This is a genomic window from Scopulibacillus cellulosilyticus, assembly GCF_042665295.1.
Taxonomy (GTDB): Bacteria; Bacillota; Bacilli; order Bacillales; family Sporolactobacillaceae; genus Scopulibacillus_A; species Scopulibacillus_A cellulosilyticus.
In genome coordinates, this window is record NZ_JBHTCO010000012.1 from 37,783 (window position 1) to 52,593 (window position 14,811).

15 protein-coding genes, 1 tRNA gene and 1 pseudogene are annotated in these 14,811 nt (G+C 37.0%); 10 read left to right on the forward strand and 7 right to left on the reverse strand.

Translation table 11 applies throughout. The annotated features are described in order from the left end of the window. Positions 1–78 precede the first annotated feature (78 nt). The 4 genes from mnmH (at position 79) to ACFQRG_RS10525 (ending at position 3,447) form a co-directional block, all read left to right on the forward strand. Complete coding sequence (mnmH, locus tag ACFQRG_RS10510) at positions 79–1,143, forward strand: tRNA 2-selenouridine(34) synthase MnmH (RefSeq protein WP_380965874.1); 1,065 nt, start codon at positions 79–81, stop codon at positions 1,141–1,143. Positions 1,144–1,234: 91 nt separating this feature from the next. Continuing rightward, positions 1,235–1,606 carry a cupredoxin domain-containing protein gene (locus ACFQRG_RS10515; protein ID WP_380965876.1) on the forward strand — a complete coding sequence of 124 codons (372 nt, stop codon included), beginning with the start codon at positions 1,235–1,237 and terminating at the stop codon, positions 1,604–1,606. A gap of 271 nt (positions 1,607–1,877) precedes the next feature. Beyond that, positions 1,878–2,732 carry a M15 family metallopeptidase gene (locus ACFQRG_RS10520; RefSeq protein WP_380965877.1) on the forward strand — a complete coding sequence of 285 codons (855 nt, stop codon included), beginning with the start codon at positions 1,878–1,880 and terminating at the stop codon, positions 2,730–2,732. 226 nt (positions 2,733–2,958) lie between these two features. Further along, positions 2,959–3,447, forward strand: coding sequence for a CcdC family protein (locus ACFQRG_RS10525; RefSeq protein ID WP_380965878.1), 489 nt, complete (start codon positions 2,959–2,961; stop codon positions 3,445–3,447). Between the two features lie 38 nt (positions 3,448–3,485). Here ACFQRG_RS10525 and ACFQRG_RS10530 read toward each other — a convergent pair whose 3' ends face one another. Beyond that, complete coding sequence (locus tag ACFQRG_RS10530; protein WP_380965879.1) at positions 3,486–3,908, reverse strand: DUF2621 family protein; 423 nt, start codon at positions 3,906–3,908, stop codon at positions 3,486–3,488. Positions 3,909–4,017: 109 nt separating this feature from the next. After that, on the reverse strand, positions 4,018–4,311 hold the full coding sequence (locus tag ACFQRG_RS10535; RefSeq protein WP_380965880.1) for a hypothetical protein: 294 nt from the start codon (positions 4,309–4,311) through the stop codon (positions 4,018–4,020). Between the two features lie 236 nt (positions 4,312–4,547). On the opposite strand from ACFQRG_RS10535, the gene ACFQRG_RS10540 reads away from it, so the two are divergent. Then, the gene (locus ACFQRG_RS10540) at positions 4,548–5,042 is read left to right on the forward strand and encodes a DUF2062 domain-containing protein (protein ID WP_380965881.1); all 495 of its coding nucleotides are present in this window, start codon (positions 4,548–4,550) and stop codon (positions 5,040–5,042) included. A gap of 23 nt (positions 5,043–5,065) precedes the next feature. Here ACFQRG_RS10540 and ACFQRG_RS10545 read toward each other — a convergent pair. Continuing rightward, positions 5,066–5,162, reverse strand: a tRNA-Sec gene (locus tag ACFQRG_RS10545). Between the two features lie 122 nt (positions 5,163–5,284). On the opposite strand from ACFQRG_RS10545, the pseudogene ACFQRG_RS10550 reads away from it, so the two are divergent. Beyond that, positions 5,285–6,129 (forward strand): annotated as a pseudogene (locus ACFQRG_RS10550) (DUF72 domain-containing protein). A 36-nt stretch (positions 6,130–6,165) separates the two neighbouring features. Here ACFQRG_RS10550 and ACFQRG_RS10555 read toward each other — a convergent pair. From ACFQRG_RS10555 to ACFQRG_RS10570, 4 genes are all read right to left on the reverse strand, one after another. Further along, positions 6,166–7,176, reverse strand: a complete 1,011-nt coding sequence (locus ACFQRG_RS10555; RefSeq protein ID WP_380965883.1) for an acyltransferase family protein — start codon at positions 7,174–7,176, stop codon at positions 6,166–6,168. Between the two features lie 88 nt (positions 7,177–7,264). Further along, entirely contained in the window at positions 7,265–7,957 is a 693-nt protein-coding gene (locus tag ACFQRG_RS10560; RefSeq protein ID WP_380965885.1) for a DUF421 domain-containing protein, read from the reverse strand. Between the two features lie 191 nt (positions 7,958–8,148). After that, positions 8,149–10,068: an N-acetylglucosamine-specific PTS transporter subunit IIBC gene (gene nagE / locus ACFQRG_RS10565; protein WP_380965886.1), complete on the reverse strand. Its 1,920-nt coding sequence runs from the start codon at positions 10,066–10,068 to the stop codon at positions 8,149–8,151. An 18-nt stretch (positions 10,069–10,086) separates the two neighbouring features. Then, positions 10,087–10,818 carry an SIS domain-containing protein gene (locus ACFQRG_RS10570; protein ID WP_380965887.1) on the reverse strand — a complete coding sequence of 244 codons (732 nt, stop codon included), beginning with the start codon at positions 10,816–10,818 and terminating at the stop codon, positions 10,087–10,089. 298 nt (positions 10,819–11,116) lie between these two features. On the opposite strand from ACFQRG_RS10570, the gene nagA reads away from it, so the two are divergent. The 4 genes from nagA (at position 11,117) to ACFQRG_RS10590 (ending at position 14,642) form a co-directional block, all read left to right on the forward strand. Continuing rightward, positions 11,117–12,271, forward strand: coding sequence for an N-acetylglucosamine-6-phosphate deacetylase (nagA, locus tag ACFQRG_RS10575; protein WP_380965889.1), 1,155 nt, complete (start codon positions 11,117–11,119; stop codon positions 12,269–12,271). 19 nt (positions 12,272–12,290) lie between these two features. After that, a complete protein-coding gene (gene nagB, locus ACFQRG_RS10580; protein ID WP_380965890.1) occupies positions 12,291–13,040 on the forward strand; it encodes a glucosamine-6-phosphate deaminase in 750 nt (249 codons plus the stop codon). A gap of 2 nt (positions 13,041–13,042) precedes the next feature. Beyond that, positions 13,043–13,768 carry a GntR family transcriptional regulator gene (locus ACFQRG_RS10585; protein ID WP_380965891.1) on the forward strand — a complete coding sequence of 242 codons (726 nt, stop codon included), beginning with the start codon at positions 13,043–13,045 and terminating at the stop codon, positions 13,766–13,768. Positions 13,769–13,964: 196 nt separating this feature from the next. Further along, positions 13,965–14,642 carry a GntR family transcriptional regulator gene (locus ACFQRG_RS10590; RefSeq protein WP_380965892.1) on the forward strand — a complete coding sequence of 226 codons (678 nt, stop codon included), beginning with the start codon at positions 13,965–13,967 and terminating at the stop codon, positions 14,640–14,642. Positions 14,643–14,811: the final 169 nt, after the last annotated feature.

A 14,811-nucleotide genomic window follows, 5' to 3' on the forward strand; every position in this document is an offset into this window, starting at 1 on the left:
AATGGATCCTTTTTTATTTTGTAAAAAAAGTGTTATCATATATTAAGTATGTAAAGTTCGTAAAGAAGGTTAAAAAGTATGGACAGTGTAAAAAAAATCTCTATCTCGGAATTGTTAGAGAAAAAGGAACAGACAGCACTTATTGATGTTAGGTCGCCGGGGGAATTTAAAGAGTTTCATATTCCGGGCGCTGTTAATGTGCCGTTATTTTCAAATGATGAACGGGCAATGATTGGTACGCTGTATAAACAAAAAGGACCGCATATCGCCAAAGCAAAAGGTCTTGAAATTGTATCGCCTAAACTGCCGAAAATGTACGAAAAAATTAAATCGCAGGCAGATGAAAAAGAACATACTGTGATTTACTGCTGGCGAGGCGGCATGCGCAGCCGGAGCATTGCTTCAGTCATGTGTCTTATGGGTGTGTATTCATTTCAGCTTGAAGGCGGCATTAGATCTTTCCGGAAACGTATTGTGGAAGAGCTTGAACATTTATCAGAAGTAAAGAAGCCTTTTGTTGTGCTTGAAGGATTGACCGGGACAAGAAAAACTGATATTTTATCGGCTTTGCAAGAGAAAGGATACCCGGTATTAGACTTAGAAGGCATGGCGGGGCACCGCGGGTCTATTTTTGGATCGGTTGGACTCGAGCCCCATAGTCAAAAGGAATTTGAGTGTTTGCTGTGGCAGCGCCTTATACAATTAAAAGATGCGCCGTATTATATTATTGAAGCTGAAAGTAAAAGAATTGGCCGGATTGTACTGCCGCAATTTATTGTAGAGGGAAAGGAAGAAGGGCAGCGGTTTCACATTAATTACCCTTTCCAAAAACGTGTTGCTGCTATTTATGACGCTTATAATCCTGAACAGCATGAAGAGGCCGTTTATGAAGCTTTTACTTATCTCAAAAAATATTTACAGCCGGCTTTTGCTGAAGAAATTGAACAAGCCTATAATGAGAAAGATTATTTTCGGGTTATTTCTCTATTTCTTGAACATTATTACGATCCTAAATATAGCCATAAGTTCAAAAAGTATAAAACAGAAGCTATACCTTTAGTTATTTCAAGTGTTAATGAAGGTGTAGAAAAAATAGAACAAATGCTTAACAATTATAAAAGGGAAATAAAAAAAGGTGTCTAAATTGTTAGCGAAAGTTCAATTTTTGTATAACAGCTGCTCTTAAAATTGGTTTAAAATGATAATAGTTATTTTTAAGGAGGCAGCTTATAATATGAAAAAGTCATTAGTATTATGTGTATCGATTGTTATGGTTATGATCTTTGCCCTTTCAGCATGCGGCAGCGCTAATAACAGTTCTAATGCCCAAAGCAAAGATCAAAAAGTAGCTAAAACGCTGAATATTACCGCAACAGATTTTAAATTTAACAAGCAAACTTATAAAGTACCTGCTAATAAAAATATTAAAATTAATTTTCAGAGTAAGCAAGGAACTCACGGGCTCGGAATAGATGGCACAAAGGTTGATATTGAAGGCAAGGGAAGCACAGTTGTGAAATTAAAACCTGGAACCTATCATGTCCACTGTACAGTGCCTTGCGGAAATGGACATGGTGATATGAAAGCAGAAATTATCGCTCAATAATAAGTCATAAACGAAAATAGACACACGAATATTTATTCCGTGTGTCTGTAATTTTTTCCCGGTGCAACAATCCGTAAGACTCTGCCCCAAAATGTTAGAGAATCACTGACGATTAAGAGTAAGGTAACGGACAGTAAACACCCCGATAAGTTCAACCTAACCATCAGAGGGTTAAACAAACCCCCTTGATGGAAGTTTTACTTTATTATTTTCAAAAGAAATTAATCATGGTAACAACATTGATATTAGAATGTCGAAAGGACTACATATTATGGTAAAGAACAGTATACGAAACGGTATCATTGGGGCTGGTCTGGCAGCTTTAACGTTAAGCGGCTGCGGTACAGACAGTACAGCTTCCACTCAAAAAAATTCAAGTTCAAATAATGACAGCCATCATGAAGAAAAGGCTTATCAATCAACACATAAGACCGATACATCCAATAAAGATAAAAAACAAGATCAATCAAGTCAAAGTAATGATAAAAACAAAGAAAATAACATACCAACTTCAGCCAACGGCAATAAAGTAACTGTTGTTTCAAATCCAAAAAGTATCCTTGTTCTTGTAAACAAAACTCATAAACTTCCTGATGGTTACACGCCGCCTGACTTAACCATTCCGCATGTTAAATTTCCTTATGACGGCACGTACGAGAAAATGCATCTTCGTAAACCGGCTGCCGTTGCCTTAGAAAAAATGTTTAAAGGTGCTGAGAAGCAGGGGATTACTCTTTATGCGCAATCCGGATACCGCTCATATGACCGTCAGAAGGCGATCTTTGCCACCAATGTCCAGCAGCAAGGCAAAAAGCAGGCAAGCATTGTCAGTGCAGAGCCTGGGACCAGCGAGCATCAAACAGGGTTGGCTATGGATATTTCAAGTCAAGATGCAGAGTTTAGACTGGATCAAGATTTCGGTGATACAAAAGAAGGAAAATGGGTGGCACAACATTGCGCTGATTATGGATTCATAATTCGCTATCCAAAAGGAAAAGATAAAGAGAAGATCACAGGTTACGAATATGAACCATGGCATATCCGTTACGTAGGCAAAAAAGCTGCCGAATATATTATGGGACATCACATTACTTTAGAACAATATCTTGCAAAAAATCAAAAATAAAAAGTTTCAAGGGATCCTCATTTTTTATCCAATAAAAACATGTTATAATATAACAATAAAGAAAACTTGGCTGATGCCAAGCCTTAAAAGGCGCAGGCAACTGCCTAGTTGCCCTTATACTAGGGTCTTAAAATTGGCGCCTGCGTCGCATGTCTGCATTGTTGCCAATTTATACTTTCCTTACGTATAAAAATAGACCAACAGTTTAAAAAAGAAGGTTGATCTTATGCTGTTACAAATTTTAAGCCTTTTAATTGGTGTTGTTTTTGCATTATCAATAATAGCAGTAAGATTAAAAGCATCGAAAAAACCAACAAACACTAAGAAGATACTCTTGCCGCCGCTTTTTATGTCAACTGGTGCACTGATGTTTATCTTTCCAATGTTCCGAGTCACGTACGTTGAAGCGCTGGAAGCCTTTTTAGTCGGAGCGTTTTTCTCTATTTTTCTTATCAAAACATCAAAATTCGAACTGCATGACAACCAAGTTTATCTGAAACGGTCGAAAGCTTTTATTTTCATATTGCTTGGACTATTAGTCATTAGAACAGTCATGAAAATATTTTTGGAGAAGAGTATTGATGTCGGCCAAACAGGCGGTCTCTTCTTTATCTTAGCTTACGGTATGATTCTCCCATGGCGTATTGCAATGTTTGTGATGTACAAACGTTTGCTGAAACAGATTCCTAATGATGAAATAGCCACGCCAACATAAAAATAAACTCCCCGGACGGGGAGTTTATTTTTTCAGCTTTAAAAAAAACGTTCGTAAGGTTCTACATTAATTTGATGTTTAATCAGTGTTTTTCTTAAATATTTATGATCACGTTTGGGTGTTGCTTTAATATAACCTTCAATAATAAGAGCATCGGTTATTTTTTTCGCACGACGTTTTAGTGCCAGCTGGCCGATTTTACCTGCTATTTTTTCTTTTGCGACATCCCTGAATAAAGAAGGAACAGGCGCAACAAGTTCATCTAAAAATGCGAGCTGATCTTCTGTCCATAAATGCTTAGTTCGTCTGATATAATCTGTTTGCCAGTCTAATATTGACTTACCGTCTTCTTTAGGCAGGCTCTTTAAAAATTTCCTGAACATGAAAAAGCCGCCGACAGCTATGATGCCTAAAAGGAAAATAGACCATAGAACGATAAATCCCATGAACCAACCTGACATGAATCGCACCCCATTTAAGAACTTTCAAAATAATTATATCATGTCTGGGTTACGGTACAAGCGACAATTTTCAAATAAGTATAAATAAAGGATAGTTTGACACTACCCTTTACTGCGTTTGATTATTTTGTTGACTTGCTTGCTGAGCTTGTTGGACCATCTGCTGAGCTTGTTGCAATTCTTGCAGAGCTTGCTGGTACTGTTGTTGCTGTTGCTGTGATTGTTGTGCTTGACCTTGCTGGGATTGCATCGTTTGCAATTGCTGCTGTGCCTGCTGCAATTGCTGCTCAGCTTGTTGAATTTGCGGCAAATTAGCGGTTGATTGCGCTTGTTGTAATTGTTGCTGAGCTTGCTGAATTGCATTCAAAATTTGTGTCACTTGCTGATTTTGTTGTTGAGGCATTTAAATTCCCTCCCTAAAATGATATCTAACAATATATATATTGATATGTAGGGATGTTTTTTATACATTAAAATAAGACTATATGATTGACTTACTGTTATAAGTAAATTTTTGTAGTAAAATCCTTTTTGACATTGTAGGTTATAATTAGATGAGGTTTGTTGCGGGGGAGTGGTTTTGTGAAAAAGAGGGGTAAAAAATATAATATATATCAAAGATTCTATAGAAGTTTTAAATTGAATTTCATCAAACTTTTTCGATCACCTGGCGGGGCCAGAAAGGTTGCCTTAGGATTTGCTATTGGATTTGGATTAGAAATGTTAGTTATTTCGACAGCTTGTTTAATATACATTCTTTTGTATCCGCTGGTCAGATTGGCTCGCGCCTCACTTCCGGCCGCAATCATCGGCAATGTCATTGGCAAATTATCATTTCTTCCTGTCCTGCTTATCCCATTTGCAAAAAAACTGGGAGCATTTGTTTATCCGATTAACAATGGGAATGATAATGTTCAAAAGCACTCGTTGTTGGACATTTTAGAAGGTGATTTTTCTGTTATTAAAGATCTCCTCCACGGCGGTATGCATATACTAATCGGCATGACTGTTTTTGGCCTGATTCTTGGTTGTATTTCGTATTATATTGTAAGTTATCTTTATAATAAAGAAAGAGAGCGAAGAAAGGCAAAAAGAAGTAACAAAGGAAAGAAAAACATTTCGATGGATAGTTGAATTTGGCTTGAAGGGAAGTAAAGTGGCGGGACTGTGTGGGAATCGAACCCACCAGAGACGTCACGCGCCTCTCAAAAAGTTTTGAAGACTCAGGCAAGCACCAGCTACGCGACCAGCCCCATAACTTGACTGTAAAACTATTATAACGAATGATTTATAGCAGAATCAACTTTAATTATTTTTGTATATGACAGATTAACTGCAAGATTGGTAAAATGATATTGAAAGAGAGGTTGGGAATGGTGATCTATATAGGGTTAACAGGCTGGGGCGATCATTATAGTTTATACGGTGAACCGCAAACAAAAGCAACTAAGCTTGAAATGTACAGCAGTCATTCCCAATTGTCGAGTGTGACAGTTCTTTTTATGCCATTTTACCAGAAAATAATTATGTAAAGTGGATTGATGAAACGCCGGAAACCTTTTCTTTTATCGTTAAAGCCTATCAAGGAATGACAGGGCATACACGTCATGAAATACCGTACAAAACAATTGGAGATATGTTTGATGCTTATATTACATCTATACAGCCTATGATTGAAGCTGGTAAATTAACTGCTGTATTATTCCAGTATCCGCCGTGGTTCGATTGTACGAAAGACCATATTTCATTGTTAAGATATACAAAAAATAAAATGGGCGATATACCGGTTGTTTTAGAGTTTCGCAACCAATCATGGTTCAGTGGTTCAATGAAAGAAAAGACTTTAGCATTTATGAAAGATGAAGGATGGATACATAGTATTTGTGATGAACCGCAAGCAGGCATCGGCTCTGTGCCTTTGGTTTTAGAGCCAACGAACCAAGACTTGACTGTCATTAGAATGCACGGAAGAAATACGAATGGCTGGGAAAATAAAGGCCAGCCTAATTGGCGGGAAGTTCGTTATCTATACCGTTATAATTCTAAGGAATTAAATGAATGGAAGGAAAGACTGCAAACTCTTCAAAAAAGAACGAAAGACATTTATGTTATTTTTAATAACAATTCCGGCGGTGATGCCGCTGATAATGCCAAAATGTTAATGGAAATGCTGAATATTAATTATAGGGGATTAGCTCCAAAACAATTAAACCTCTTTTAAAATATAAAGTGAAAAAGCTCGCCATTTGCGAGCTTTTTATTGTGACCTTGTAACTGAATCATCATGCTTAAGTTTTGGCAGTTTTAGTTCTATAAACGGTTTTGCAAAAGTACGAACAGGCTTGCTGGCCAGGAGTAAACAAATCACAATTGAAAGGATAAACAGTGCGATGTATTGTGAATAATGACCAATACTGTTGTAATATGGACTTAAATTGATCGTTTTTATAAAGAAACCGTGCAGCAAGTAAATATAAAGTGTACATTGTCCGAGTTTTGTAAATGTTGTCTTTGATTTTGGCATTAAGGCCATGACACTGAAAGTTGTTATGAATGATCCGGCATAGAAAACTAAACGCAGCAGCCCGTCAAACCATGTTTTATTTCCCATTGCCGCATAAGAACTGTCTCCAAGAAGCCATTCTTTCCAAGCATCAGGAAAAACAAAGAAACAAATCACAAAGATGCCGATAAGGATTGGGACAGCCGCAAATTTATTAACAGATTGCTGAAGTTTAACAAAGTGCTCTCTTTTGAGTAAATAACCAAGATAGAAAAATGGAAAGAAGACAAATGTTCTTTCAATGCTTAAATAGGAGCCAAATACATCAAAATAGCCGATACCGACACCAAGGATAATGGCTAACGGGAAACCGTATTTTCCTAACTTTGAAAATGGTATAATCGCCAAATGCCAAAAGAAAATACTGATTAAGAACCAAAGTGACCAATGAGGATCCAGTAACGTTAATTTAAAATGATCATCATAGCCAGTAAAGTAATAGTAAAATGAGTAAATGACTTGAAAAATGAAATAGGGTACTAAAGTGCGCTTGATTGTTTTCATAATATACCCCGGTTTATTGAAGCCTTTGCAAAAATATCCGGAGATGAGGATGAATGCCGGCATGTGGAATAAAAATATAAATTTATACAAAGCAAAAAGCAGGTGATGATCTTCTTTTAATGGACTAATAATATGGCCAAAGACAACAAATAAAATTAAAATAAATTTTGCATTATCAAAATAGAAATCTCGTTTGCCCATTAATATCCCCCTTTCCGGTTGTAAAGATTTTTTCATGACAATCAATTCTTTCGTAAAATTTTTAGTATATTGACGGTCTCAATCGAACTTATCGGCTGTTTTGACCGCTTTTTTGATCAACATACAGACGATTCTGATCGTCGATTTGGCACAGAATGATGTTTTTAATATTCGTATAACCATTGGCTTCAAGAAGAGTTTGCAGCCAATTTTCGTTTTTATGAAGAATATTAAGCGATTCTTTAATAATCTTACCATCGATAACTAGATTATAAGCAAGCCCTCTTTTTTCAAAATTAACATTTAAATCCTTTTTAGTGACATTCATTGCTGAAGGATATTTAAGGACAGATAACGTACCATCTGTTTCTACAATTGCTGCATCTACTTCATCAATGTAAAAAGTGTCTTTTTTCCTAAGGAGCATAAGCAAATCATTAACATTAAGCTGAATTTTTCTTAATTGATCTTCTAAAATTTTTCCTTTTCTTATCACTATAGTAGGTTCACCGTTAACCACTTTCCTGATTATTAAATGCTTCATAACTGCATGCCCTAAAATGAAGGCTAAAAAGGCGAATAACGAAATGGACAACATCGTTTTTAAAACGCCTAAATCTGGTGTCATAATGCTGCTGCCCACAAGCGCTCCTAAAGAAATACCTGCGACATAGTCAAAAACAGTCATTTGTGAAATAAGTTTTTTACCGAGGATTCTGGTCCAGATAAAGAGGATGATGAAAATAATGACTGTACGGCTTATAATCTCTATATAACTCATTATAGATTCATTCCCCGTTTTCTTAATGTTTAATCTTACTATTGTATTACAATAGTTTTTCACTTTTATTAAGTGTTTATACTAAAGAACACTTAGAAACTGGCAAGCGAAAGGTGCTTTTCCAACCGTCAAAAAAGGAGACCCTTAATTGGATCTCCCTTTTTGATACATCATAATCGATAAGTTTGATTTTATTTAACGTCGATAATATCCTGTTCGCCCTGTTTAACGTTGCCTGTTTTATTTAATGTAATTTCTGTACCTTCAGGAAGGTTTGTGAAAATCACAGGTGTAACGACTGAAGGGACTTTCTCTTTAATACCGGATAAATCAAATTTCATAAGTTTTTGTCCTCGTGTTACCTCTTCACCTTCAGTTACCAATAGGTCAAATCCTTCACCTTTTAAATTAACTGTATCTAATCCGACATGAATCAATATTTCTAAACCATCATCCGATTCAATGCCGATTGCATGCTTGGTAGGGAAGAGCGTTCTGATTGTACCGTTAACAGGTGAAACTAATTCACCATCTTCAGGGTTTACAGCAAACCCATCGCCCATCATTTTTTGTGAAAATACTTGGTCGGGAACTTCACTGATTGGCATTATTTTCCCATTTAATGGTGAAGCGATCAGGTTCATATTAAAACACGATTCATTCTCATTTGCAGTGTCTTCAATATTTTCATTTGAATCTTCATTTGTTTCAAGCTGTGATGGATCAAAGCCGGATTGAACGAGACGTTTCATTGCATCAGCAACAAATTCAACACTTGTACCGACGATGATTTGTAAATTCGTTTTATTTAATTTAACAACGCCGCGTCCGCCATGGCGTTTAATAGCCGCTTCATCGGCGATGCCTGAATCTTTTACATTTAAACGAAGACGGGTTGTACAATTATCGATATTTGTAACGTTGTCGCTGCCGCCGATATCTCCCAAGAAGCGGGCAGCCATCACTTCGTATTTATCATCCATATTGATTCCGGCAATTGCATTGTCACTTTCATCTGTATCTTCTTTATCTTCCCGTCCAGGTGTTTTAATGTCCATGATCTTGATTAAGAAGTAGAAGACTACAAAATAAATAACAGCATAAATAATACCTACTACTAGTAAAAGTAACGGCTTTTGTGCAATCCCGAAGTTAAGGACATAGTCGATTGCTCCGGCGGAGAACCCAAATCCGTCATGAATACCTAAAAGGTAAGTGACAGCCATTGAACTTGCTGTTAATAATGCATGAACAACATAAAGAACTGGTGCAATAAACATAAATGTAAATTCAATTGGTTCGGTAACGCCTGTAACAAATGCAGTTAAAGCAATACCGATAAAAAATCCGGTTACTTCTTTTCTTCGCTCCGGTTTGGCGGCAGCGATCATAGCCAAACATGCTGCAGGTAAACCAAACATCATGATTGGGAAGAATCCGGATAATAATAAGCCGGCATGCGGGTCGTGGTGAAGAAATCTTGTTATTTCACCATGATAGCCGTGATAATCACCGAATACAAACCAGATAAAGCTGTTTAATACATGGTGCAAACCTACTGGGATTAATAGTCTGTTTAAGAAACCATAGATCGCTGCCCCTAATGCACCGGCATCAATAATCCAATTACCGACAGCATTAATCGCATTTTGAACATATATCCAAACATAGCCAAAGATAAAGGATAATATCAGCATTGTAACTGCAGTTATGATAGGGACAAACCGTCTTCCTCCGAAGAATGACAGCCAGTCCGGCAGTTTAATATCATGAAATCGATTATATAATAGGCCGGCAACAATACCGGTAATAATACCGCCTAAAACGTCCATGTTAATGTCTTTGTTAATGGCATGAACACCGGCTGTTAACACTAGATAACCAACAACGCCGGCTAATGCAGCTGCGCCGTTATTATCCTTGGCAAAGCCAATCGCAATACCTATTGCAAAAATGAGTGCAAGATTACTGAAAACGGCATTGCCGGCATCCATAATAAATTTTATATTGAGTAAATCCGGCTGCCCAAGCCGCAGAAGTATAGCGGCTGCTGGTAATACAGCGATTGGCAGCATCAACGATTTACCAATTCTTTGTAAGAAGCCAAGCATTTGAATTTATCCCCCTAATTATGACAGGTTCGGAATCCTGTCTTTATATTTTGTAATTAATTGTTGATTATGCGCATCAGCGCCCTCGATGTTACCGCTTATAAAAATCGGCGGTTCAATATTCTCATCAGCAAGATATTGAATAGTTTCTACAATAATACAGTTGATAATGGCTGTTCCAATAACGGTCGATGTCGGCCCAAACGCTTGTCCAATCCGTTCATCTCTTATGATAGCGTCGCCTGCTTCAGAATGATTATCGATGACAAGATCGGCCACTTCATACAATTTTTTTTTGGAATGGTGCCTTGACTCTGATTGTTTAGAATAGCTAAGGGACGTTAAAGCGATGACTTCAGCCCCTTTACTTTTTGCATAAAGTGCTGCATCAATTGGAACACCATTAATACCTGATGTTGATACAACGATAAACACATCATTTTTTTTAATTTCATATCGTTCAAGATAAGGCTGTATGAAATGATTTTGTCTTTCAAGTTTAGAAGACCGCGCGGCACCTTTATGAAGCATTAAATCTTCAATAAATATCGGATGGACAGGGACTAATCCTCCGGCACGATAAAAGATTTCTTCACCAATAAGGTGTGAATGTCCACAGCCGAAAATATGGATCAAACCGTCATTTTGTATGGATTTGGCAATGATTTGTGCCGCTTGCTTTATGGTTGCTTCATCATTTTTTACTTGCTGCAATATTCCTTCTATACAGGAAAGATATTTATTAAGCATACATTCCTCCTTTCTAAGCGAGTCACATTTTTTTCGCTTAATTTGACAATATAAGACTATATTCATAGCGCTTTGACACCGCTTACTTAAACGTATATTATCATAATGGAATATAGATGTCTATACCATTGGATTTTAAAAATAATAATATATATTAATGTTTTATAAGAAATATACGCTCTTAAGTAAACTATTTTGCAGTTGTTAGTGATTAACACATGAATATAGATGTCTAGACAACAAGATATGATCGTGCTACGATAAAGTTACTAAGGTCAATGAATAGGGGGAAATAAAAATGCTCATCAAAGGGTTAAAAATATATAAAGAAGATGAAGTGGTTGAAGCAGGATATATTAAAATAGCTGATGGAAAAATAAAAGATATCGGTGAGCAATGTCAACTTGAAGACCATGAGACAATAAATTTTCCGGAAACCTATAAATGTTTACCGGGAATGATTGATGTTCACATCCATGGAGCGAACGGCTCAGACACAATGGATGCGACCCCAGATGCACTTAAGAACATTGCCCAAACATTACCAAAAGAAGGGACAACAAGCTTTCTGGCCACCACAATTACTCAAGAACATTCGGCCATTGAACGGGCTTTGGAAAACGCCGGAAAATATATCATTGACCAACCAAATGGAGGCCAAGCAGAAGTTGTTGGCGTACATCTGGAAGGACCTTTTATTAATCCCGAAAAGGCTGGTGCTCAACCCCTTAAACATATTGTAGAAGGCGATATTCCACTCTTTGAAAAATGGCAAAAAATATCAGGCGGGAATATTCGGCTCGTCACATTGGCACCGGAAAGAAAGCATGGATTAGAGTTGACTAAATATCTTAGTGAACATAATGTGACCGCGTCCATCGGCCATTCAAACGGTTCGTATCACGATGTTGACGAAGCTATTAAGGCAGGCGCTACACATGTCACCCATTTGTATAACGGCATGAAAGGTCTTCATCACCGTGAACCGGGTGTCTTAGGTGCGGCGTTATTACGCCATGAATTGTATACAGAAATGATTGTCGACGGCCTGCATATTTGTCCGGAAATGGTTGATTTTGCCTACCGTCAAAAGGGCAGTGACCGCACCGTTTTGATTACTGATGCCATGCGGGCGAAATGCATGAAAAACGGCATCTACGATCTTGGCGGTCAAGATGTTAATGTAAAGGATGGAAAAGCTACTCTGGCTAATGGTTCACTTGCCGGAAGCGTATTAGAAATGAAACAAGCGATAAAAAATATGTTGTCCTTTACAGACGCTACATTGGCAGATGTCATGAAAATGGGGGCTGTCAATCCTGCAAAACAGTGCGGTGTATTTGATAGAAAAGGCAGCGTGGAAACAAATAAAGACGCTGATCTCATTATATTAGATGAAAATAACGACCTTGTTATGACAATTTGCCGCGGTGTTGTTTCTTATCAACGATAATTTTTTAGAGGTGAGTCTGATGAATATTATCCCAGCAGAAAATTATAATGACCTAAGTCAAAAAGCAGCTAAATTTATTATAGAATTTGTTCAAAGTAAACCTGATGCAGTTCTCGGTCTTGCTACAGGCGGAACACCAGAGGGAACATATAAATATATGGTAGAGGATTTTAACCATAATAAAACGTCTTATCAAAATGTCAGAACGGTTAATTTAGATGAATATGTTGGTCTGCCTGTAGAAAATCCAAACAGCTATCATGCTTACATGTACAATCATTTATTTAAGCATATTGATGTTCCTGAAGGCGGGTGTCATATTCCTAATGGCATGGCAGAAGACCTTGATGCGGAATGTAAACGATATGATCAGCTCATTTCATCGTTAGGCGGTGTTGATCTCCAATTGTTAGGCATCGGGCATAATGGGCATATCGGTTTTAATGAACCGGGAACGTCATTCGAGAAAAGGACGCATACCGTCGAATTAACAAGAACAACCAGGCGTGCGAATGCAAGATATTTTGACAGTTTGGATGAAGTCCCAACCCATGCACTGACAATGGGTATCAAAGCCATTATGGAAAGCAGACAAATCCTTTTGATTGCTTCTGGTAAAGACAAGGCCGAAGCAATGAGAAGACTTATCAAAGAAGAAAATATTAGTGAAGATTTCCCGGCATCCAGCCTGCAGGCTCATTCTCATGTTACAATAATAGCAGATAGAGAAGCGCTTTCACTCGCTTACAACTATGAAAGGAGAGCATGAGAATGATCGATCGAGAGTCGCCTGTTCCAATTTATTACCAAATAGAAGAATATATTAAGCAATTAATCGAGACAGAAGCACTTAACCCCGGCGACGCCATTCCCTCTGAAAGAGAATTTACAGAGCAGTTTAAAGTCAGCCGGATGACTGTTAGACAAGCCATTACTAATTTGGTAAATGAAGGTTACCTTTTTAGGCAAAAAGGTAAAGGGACATATGTATCCAAGCAAAAAATAGAGCAAACATTGCAAGGGCTGACAGGGTTTACTGAAGATATGAAAAAAAGAGGGATGAAACCCGACAGTAAAATCTTAGATTTTAAACTTATTCCAGCTGATTTAAAGGTTGCAAAGCAATTATATATAAATGAGCACGATCCTATTTATGAAATAAAAAGAATCCGTCTTGCTGATGATCTGCCAATGGCTCTTGAAATGTCATACCTTCCTGCGAATCTCATTAAAGGTTTGACAGAGGAGATTGTGAATTCGTCCCTTTATGAATATATAGAAGATAACCTTCAATTAAAAATTGACTATGCGACTCAAGAAATAGAATCCTCGCTTTCACATGAGGACGAAGCTAAGTTATTAGATATTCCAAAAAATGTACCGATTCTTCTCATCCAAAGGCAAACATTTTTAGATAACGGACAGCCATTTGAATTAGTAAAGTCAAAATATCGGGGTGACCGTTATAAATTTGTTATTGATATGAAGAGAAGATAAAGGAAATCCACCCTGCTAATGATGTTTAGTAAGGTGGATTTTTTATTTGGAATAAAACATATATCATACGTTTTAATATAAGATTAATGAGGAAATTTACCCTTGTATCTGATATAAGATTGCAAAATTGTATAGGAATCCTAATTTTTTGAATAGTTCCTTGAAACTTATATATCATTTTCTATATAATTAAGATATGAAGAATGAAAAAGATTTGAACAAACAACAATATGCATATGTAACCATTCGTGCCCGTATTTTAGACGGCACTTATTCACCAGGGTTTCGGCTGGTTATCAATCAATTAGCTAAAGAATTTTCTACCAGTGCCATTCCGGTCAGGGAGGCGATCCGCCAGCTTGAGGCTGAAGGCTTAATTGATTATAAACCATACAGCGGTGCAGTCGTAACGCCTATTGATGAAAATCAATATCATGAAACATTATCTGTACTTGCTGTTTTAGAAGGATATGCGACAGCTGACAGTTCTCAGCAAATACCTGAAGAAAAACTGAAAGAACTAAAAAAATTAAACCAATCTATGCGGGAAACATTCGAAGAAGATTATGATTTTATCCATTTTGGAAAATTAAACCGTCAATTTCACAGTATTATTTATGATTATTGTACAAATAGTTACTTGGCGGAAAGCATCAGACAAATATGGCACCGTTTAGATTCTATCCGGCATGTTGGTTCATTATTGGTACCGAAAAGGGTTAAAGAATCTATTAATGAACACGATAACATTATTAAATTAATGGAAACTAAGGAGTCTCTTGATAAGATTGAACAAGTTGTTCGTGAACATAAAATGAACACGCTTACCTCGTTCAATCAAAGAAAAAAGAATATGTATTTTTATGATGCTTAAAAGAATGAGATCCCCCTCTTGAAGTTAAAGAAGGGGATTTTGTTATTGTTTAGGAAACTATAAAATGTCGACTTGTGGATAATTGTTCGGTAAAATGTTCGTAGATTTACCTTGGGGTGGGAACATGGGGAAACATAAAAGTGGTGTTATTAAACAAATTCTAAAAGAA

Bases quoted from the DNA above. Each gene is read 5' to 3' on its own strand.
- mnmH (WP_380965874.1), top strand. From the start codon at position 79: ATGGACAGTGTAAAAAAAATCTCTATCTCGGAATTGTTAGAGAAAAAG.
- nagE (WP_380965886.1), bottom strand. From the start codon at position 10,068: ATGCTTGGCTTCTTACAAAGAATTGGTAAATCGTTGATGCTGCCAATC.
- nagA (WP_380965889.1), top strand. From the start codon at position 11,117: ATGCTCATCAAAGGGTTAAAAATATATAAAGAAGATGAAGTGGTTGAA.
- ACFQRG_RS10570 (WP_380965887.1), bottom strand. From the start codon at position 10,818: ATGCTTAATAAATATCTTTCCTGTATAGAAGGAATATTGCAGCAAGTA.
- ACFQRG_RS10535 (WP_380965880.1), bottom strand. From the start codon at position 4,311: ATGCCTCAACAACAAAATCAGCAAGTGACACAAATTTTGAATGCAATT.
- ACFQRG_RS10585 (WP_380965891.1), top strand. From the start codon at position 13,043: ATGATCGATCGAGAGTCGCCTGTTCCAATTTATTACCAAATAGAAGAA.
- nagB (WP_380965890.1), top strand. From the start codon at position 12,291: ATGAATATTATCCCAGCAGAAAATTATAATGACCTAAGTCAAAAAGCA.
- ACFQRG_RS10555 (WP_380965883.1), bottom strand. From the start codon at position 7,176: ATGGGCAAACGAGATTTCTATTTTGATAATGCAAAATTTATTTTAATT.
- ACFQRG_RS10520 (WP_380965877.1), top strand. From the start codon at position 1,878: ATGGTAAAGAACAGTATACGAAACGGTATCATTGGGGCTGGTCTGGCA.
- ACFQRG_RS10590 (WP_380965892.1), top strand. From the start codon at position 13,965: ATGAAGAATGAAAAAGATTTGAACAAACAACAATATGCATATGTAACC.
- ACFQRG_RS10515 (WP_380965876.1), top strand. From the start codon at position 1,235: ATGAAAAAGTCATTAGTATTATGTGTATCGATTGTTATGGTTATGATC.
- ACFQRG_RS10525 (WP_380965878.1), top strand. From the start codon at position 2,959: ATGCTGTTACAAATTTTAAGCCTTTTAATTGGTGTTGTTTTTGCATTA.
- ACFQRG_RS10530 (WP_380965879.1), bottom strand. From the start codon at position 3,908: ATGTCAGGTTGGTTCATGGGATTTATCGTTCTATGGTCTATTTTCCTT.
- ACFQRG_RS10560 (WP_380965885.1), bottom strand. From the start codon at position 7,957: ATGAGTTATATAGAGATTATAAGCCGTACAGTCATTATTTTCATCATC.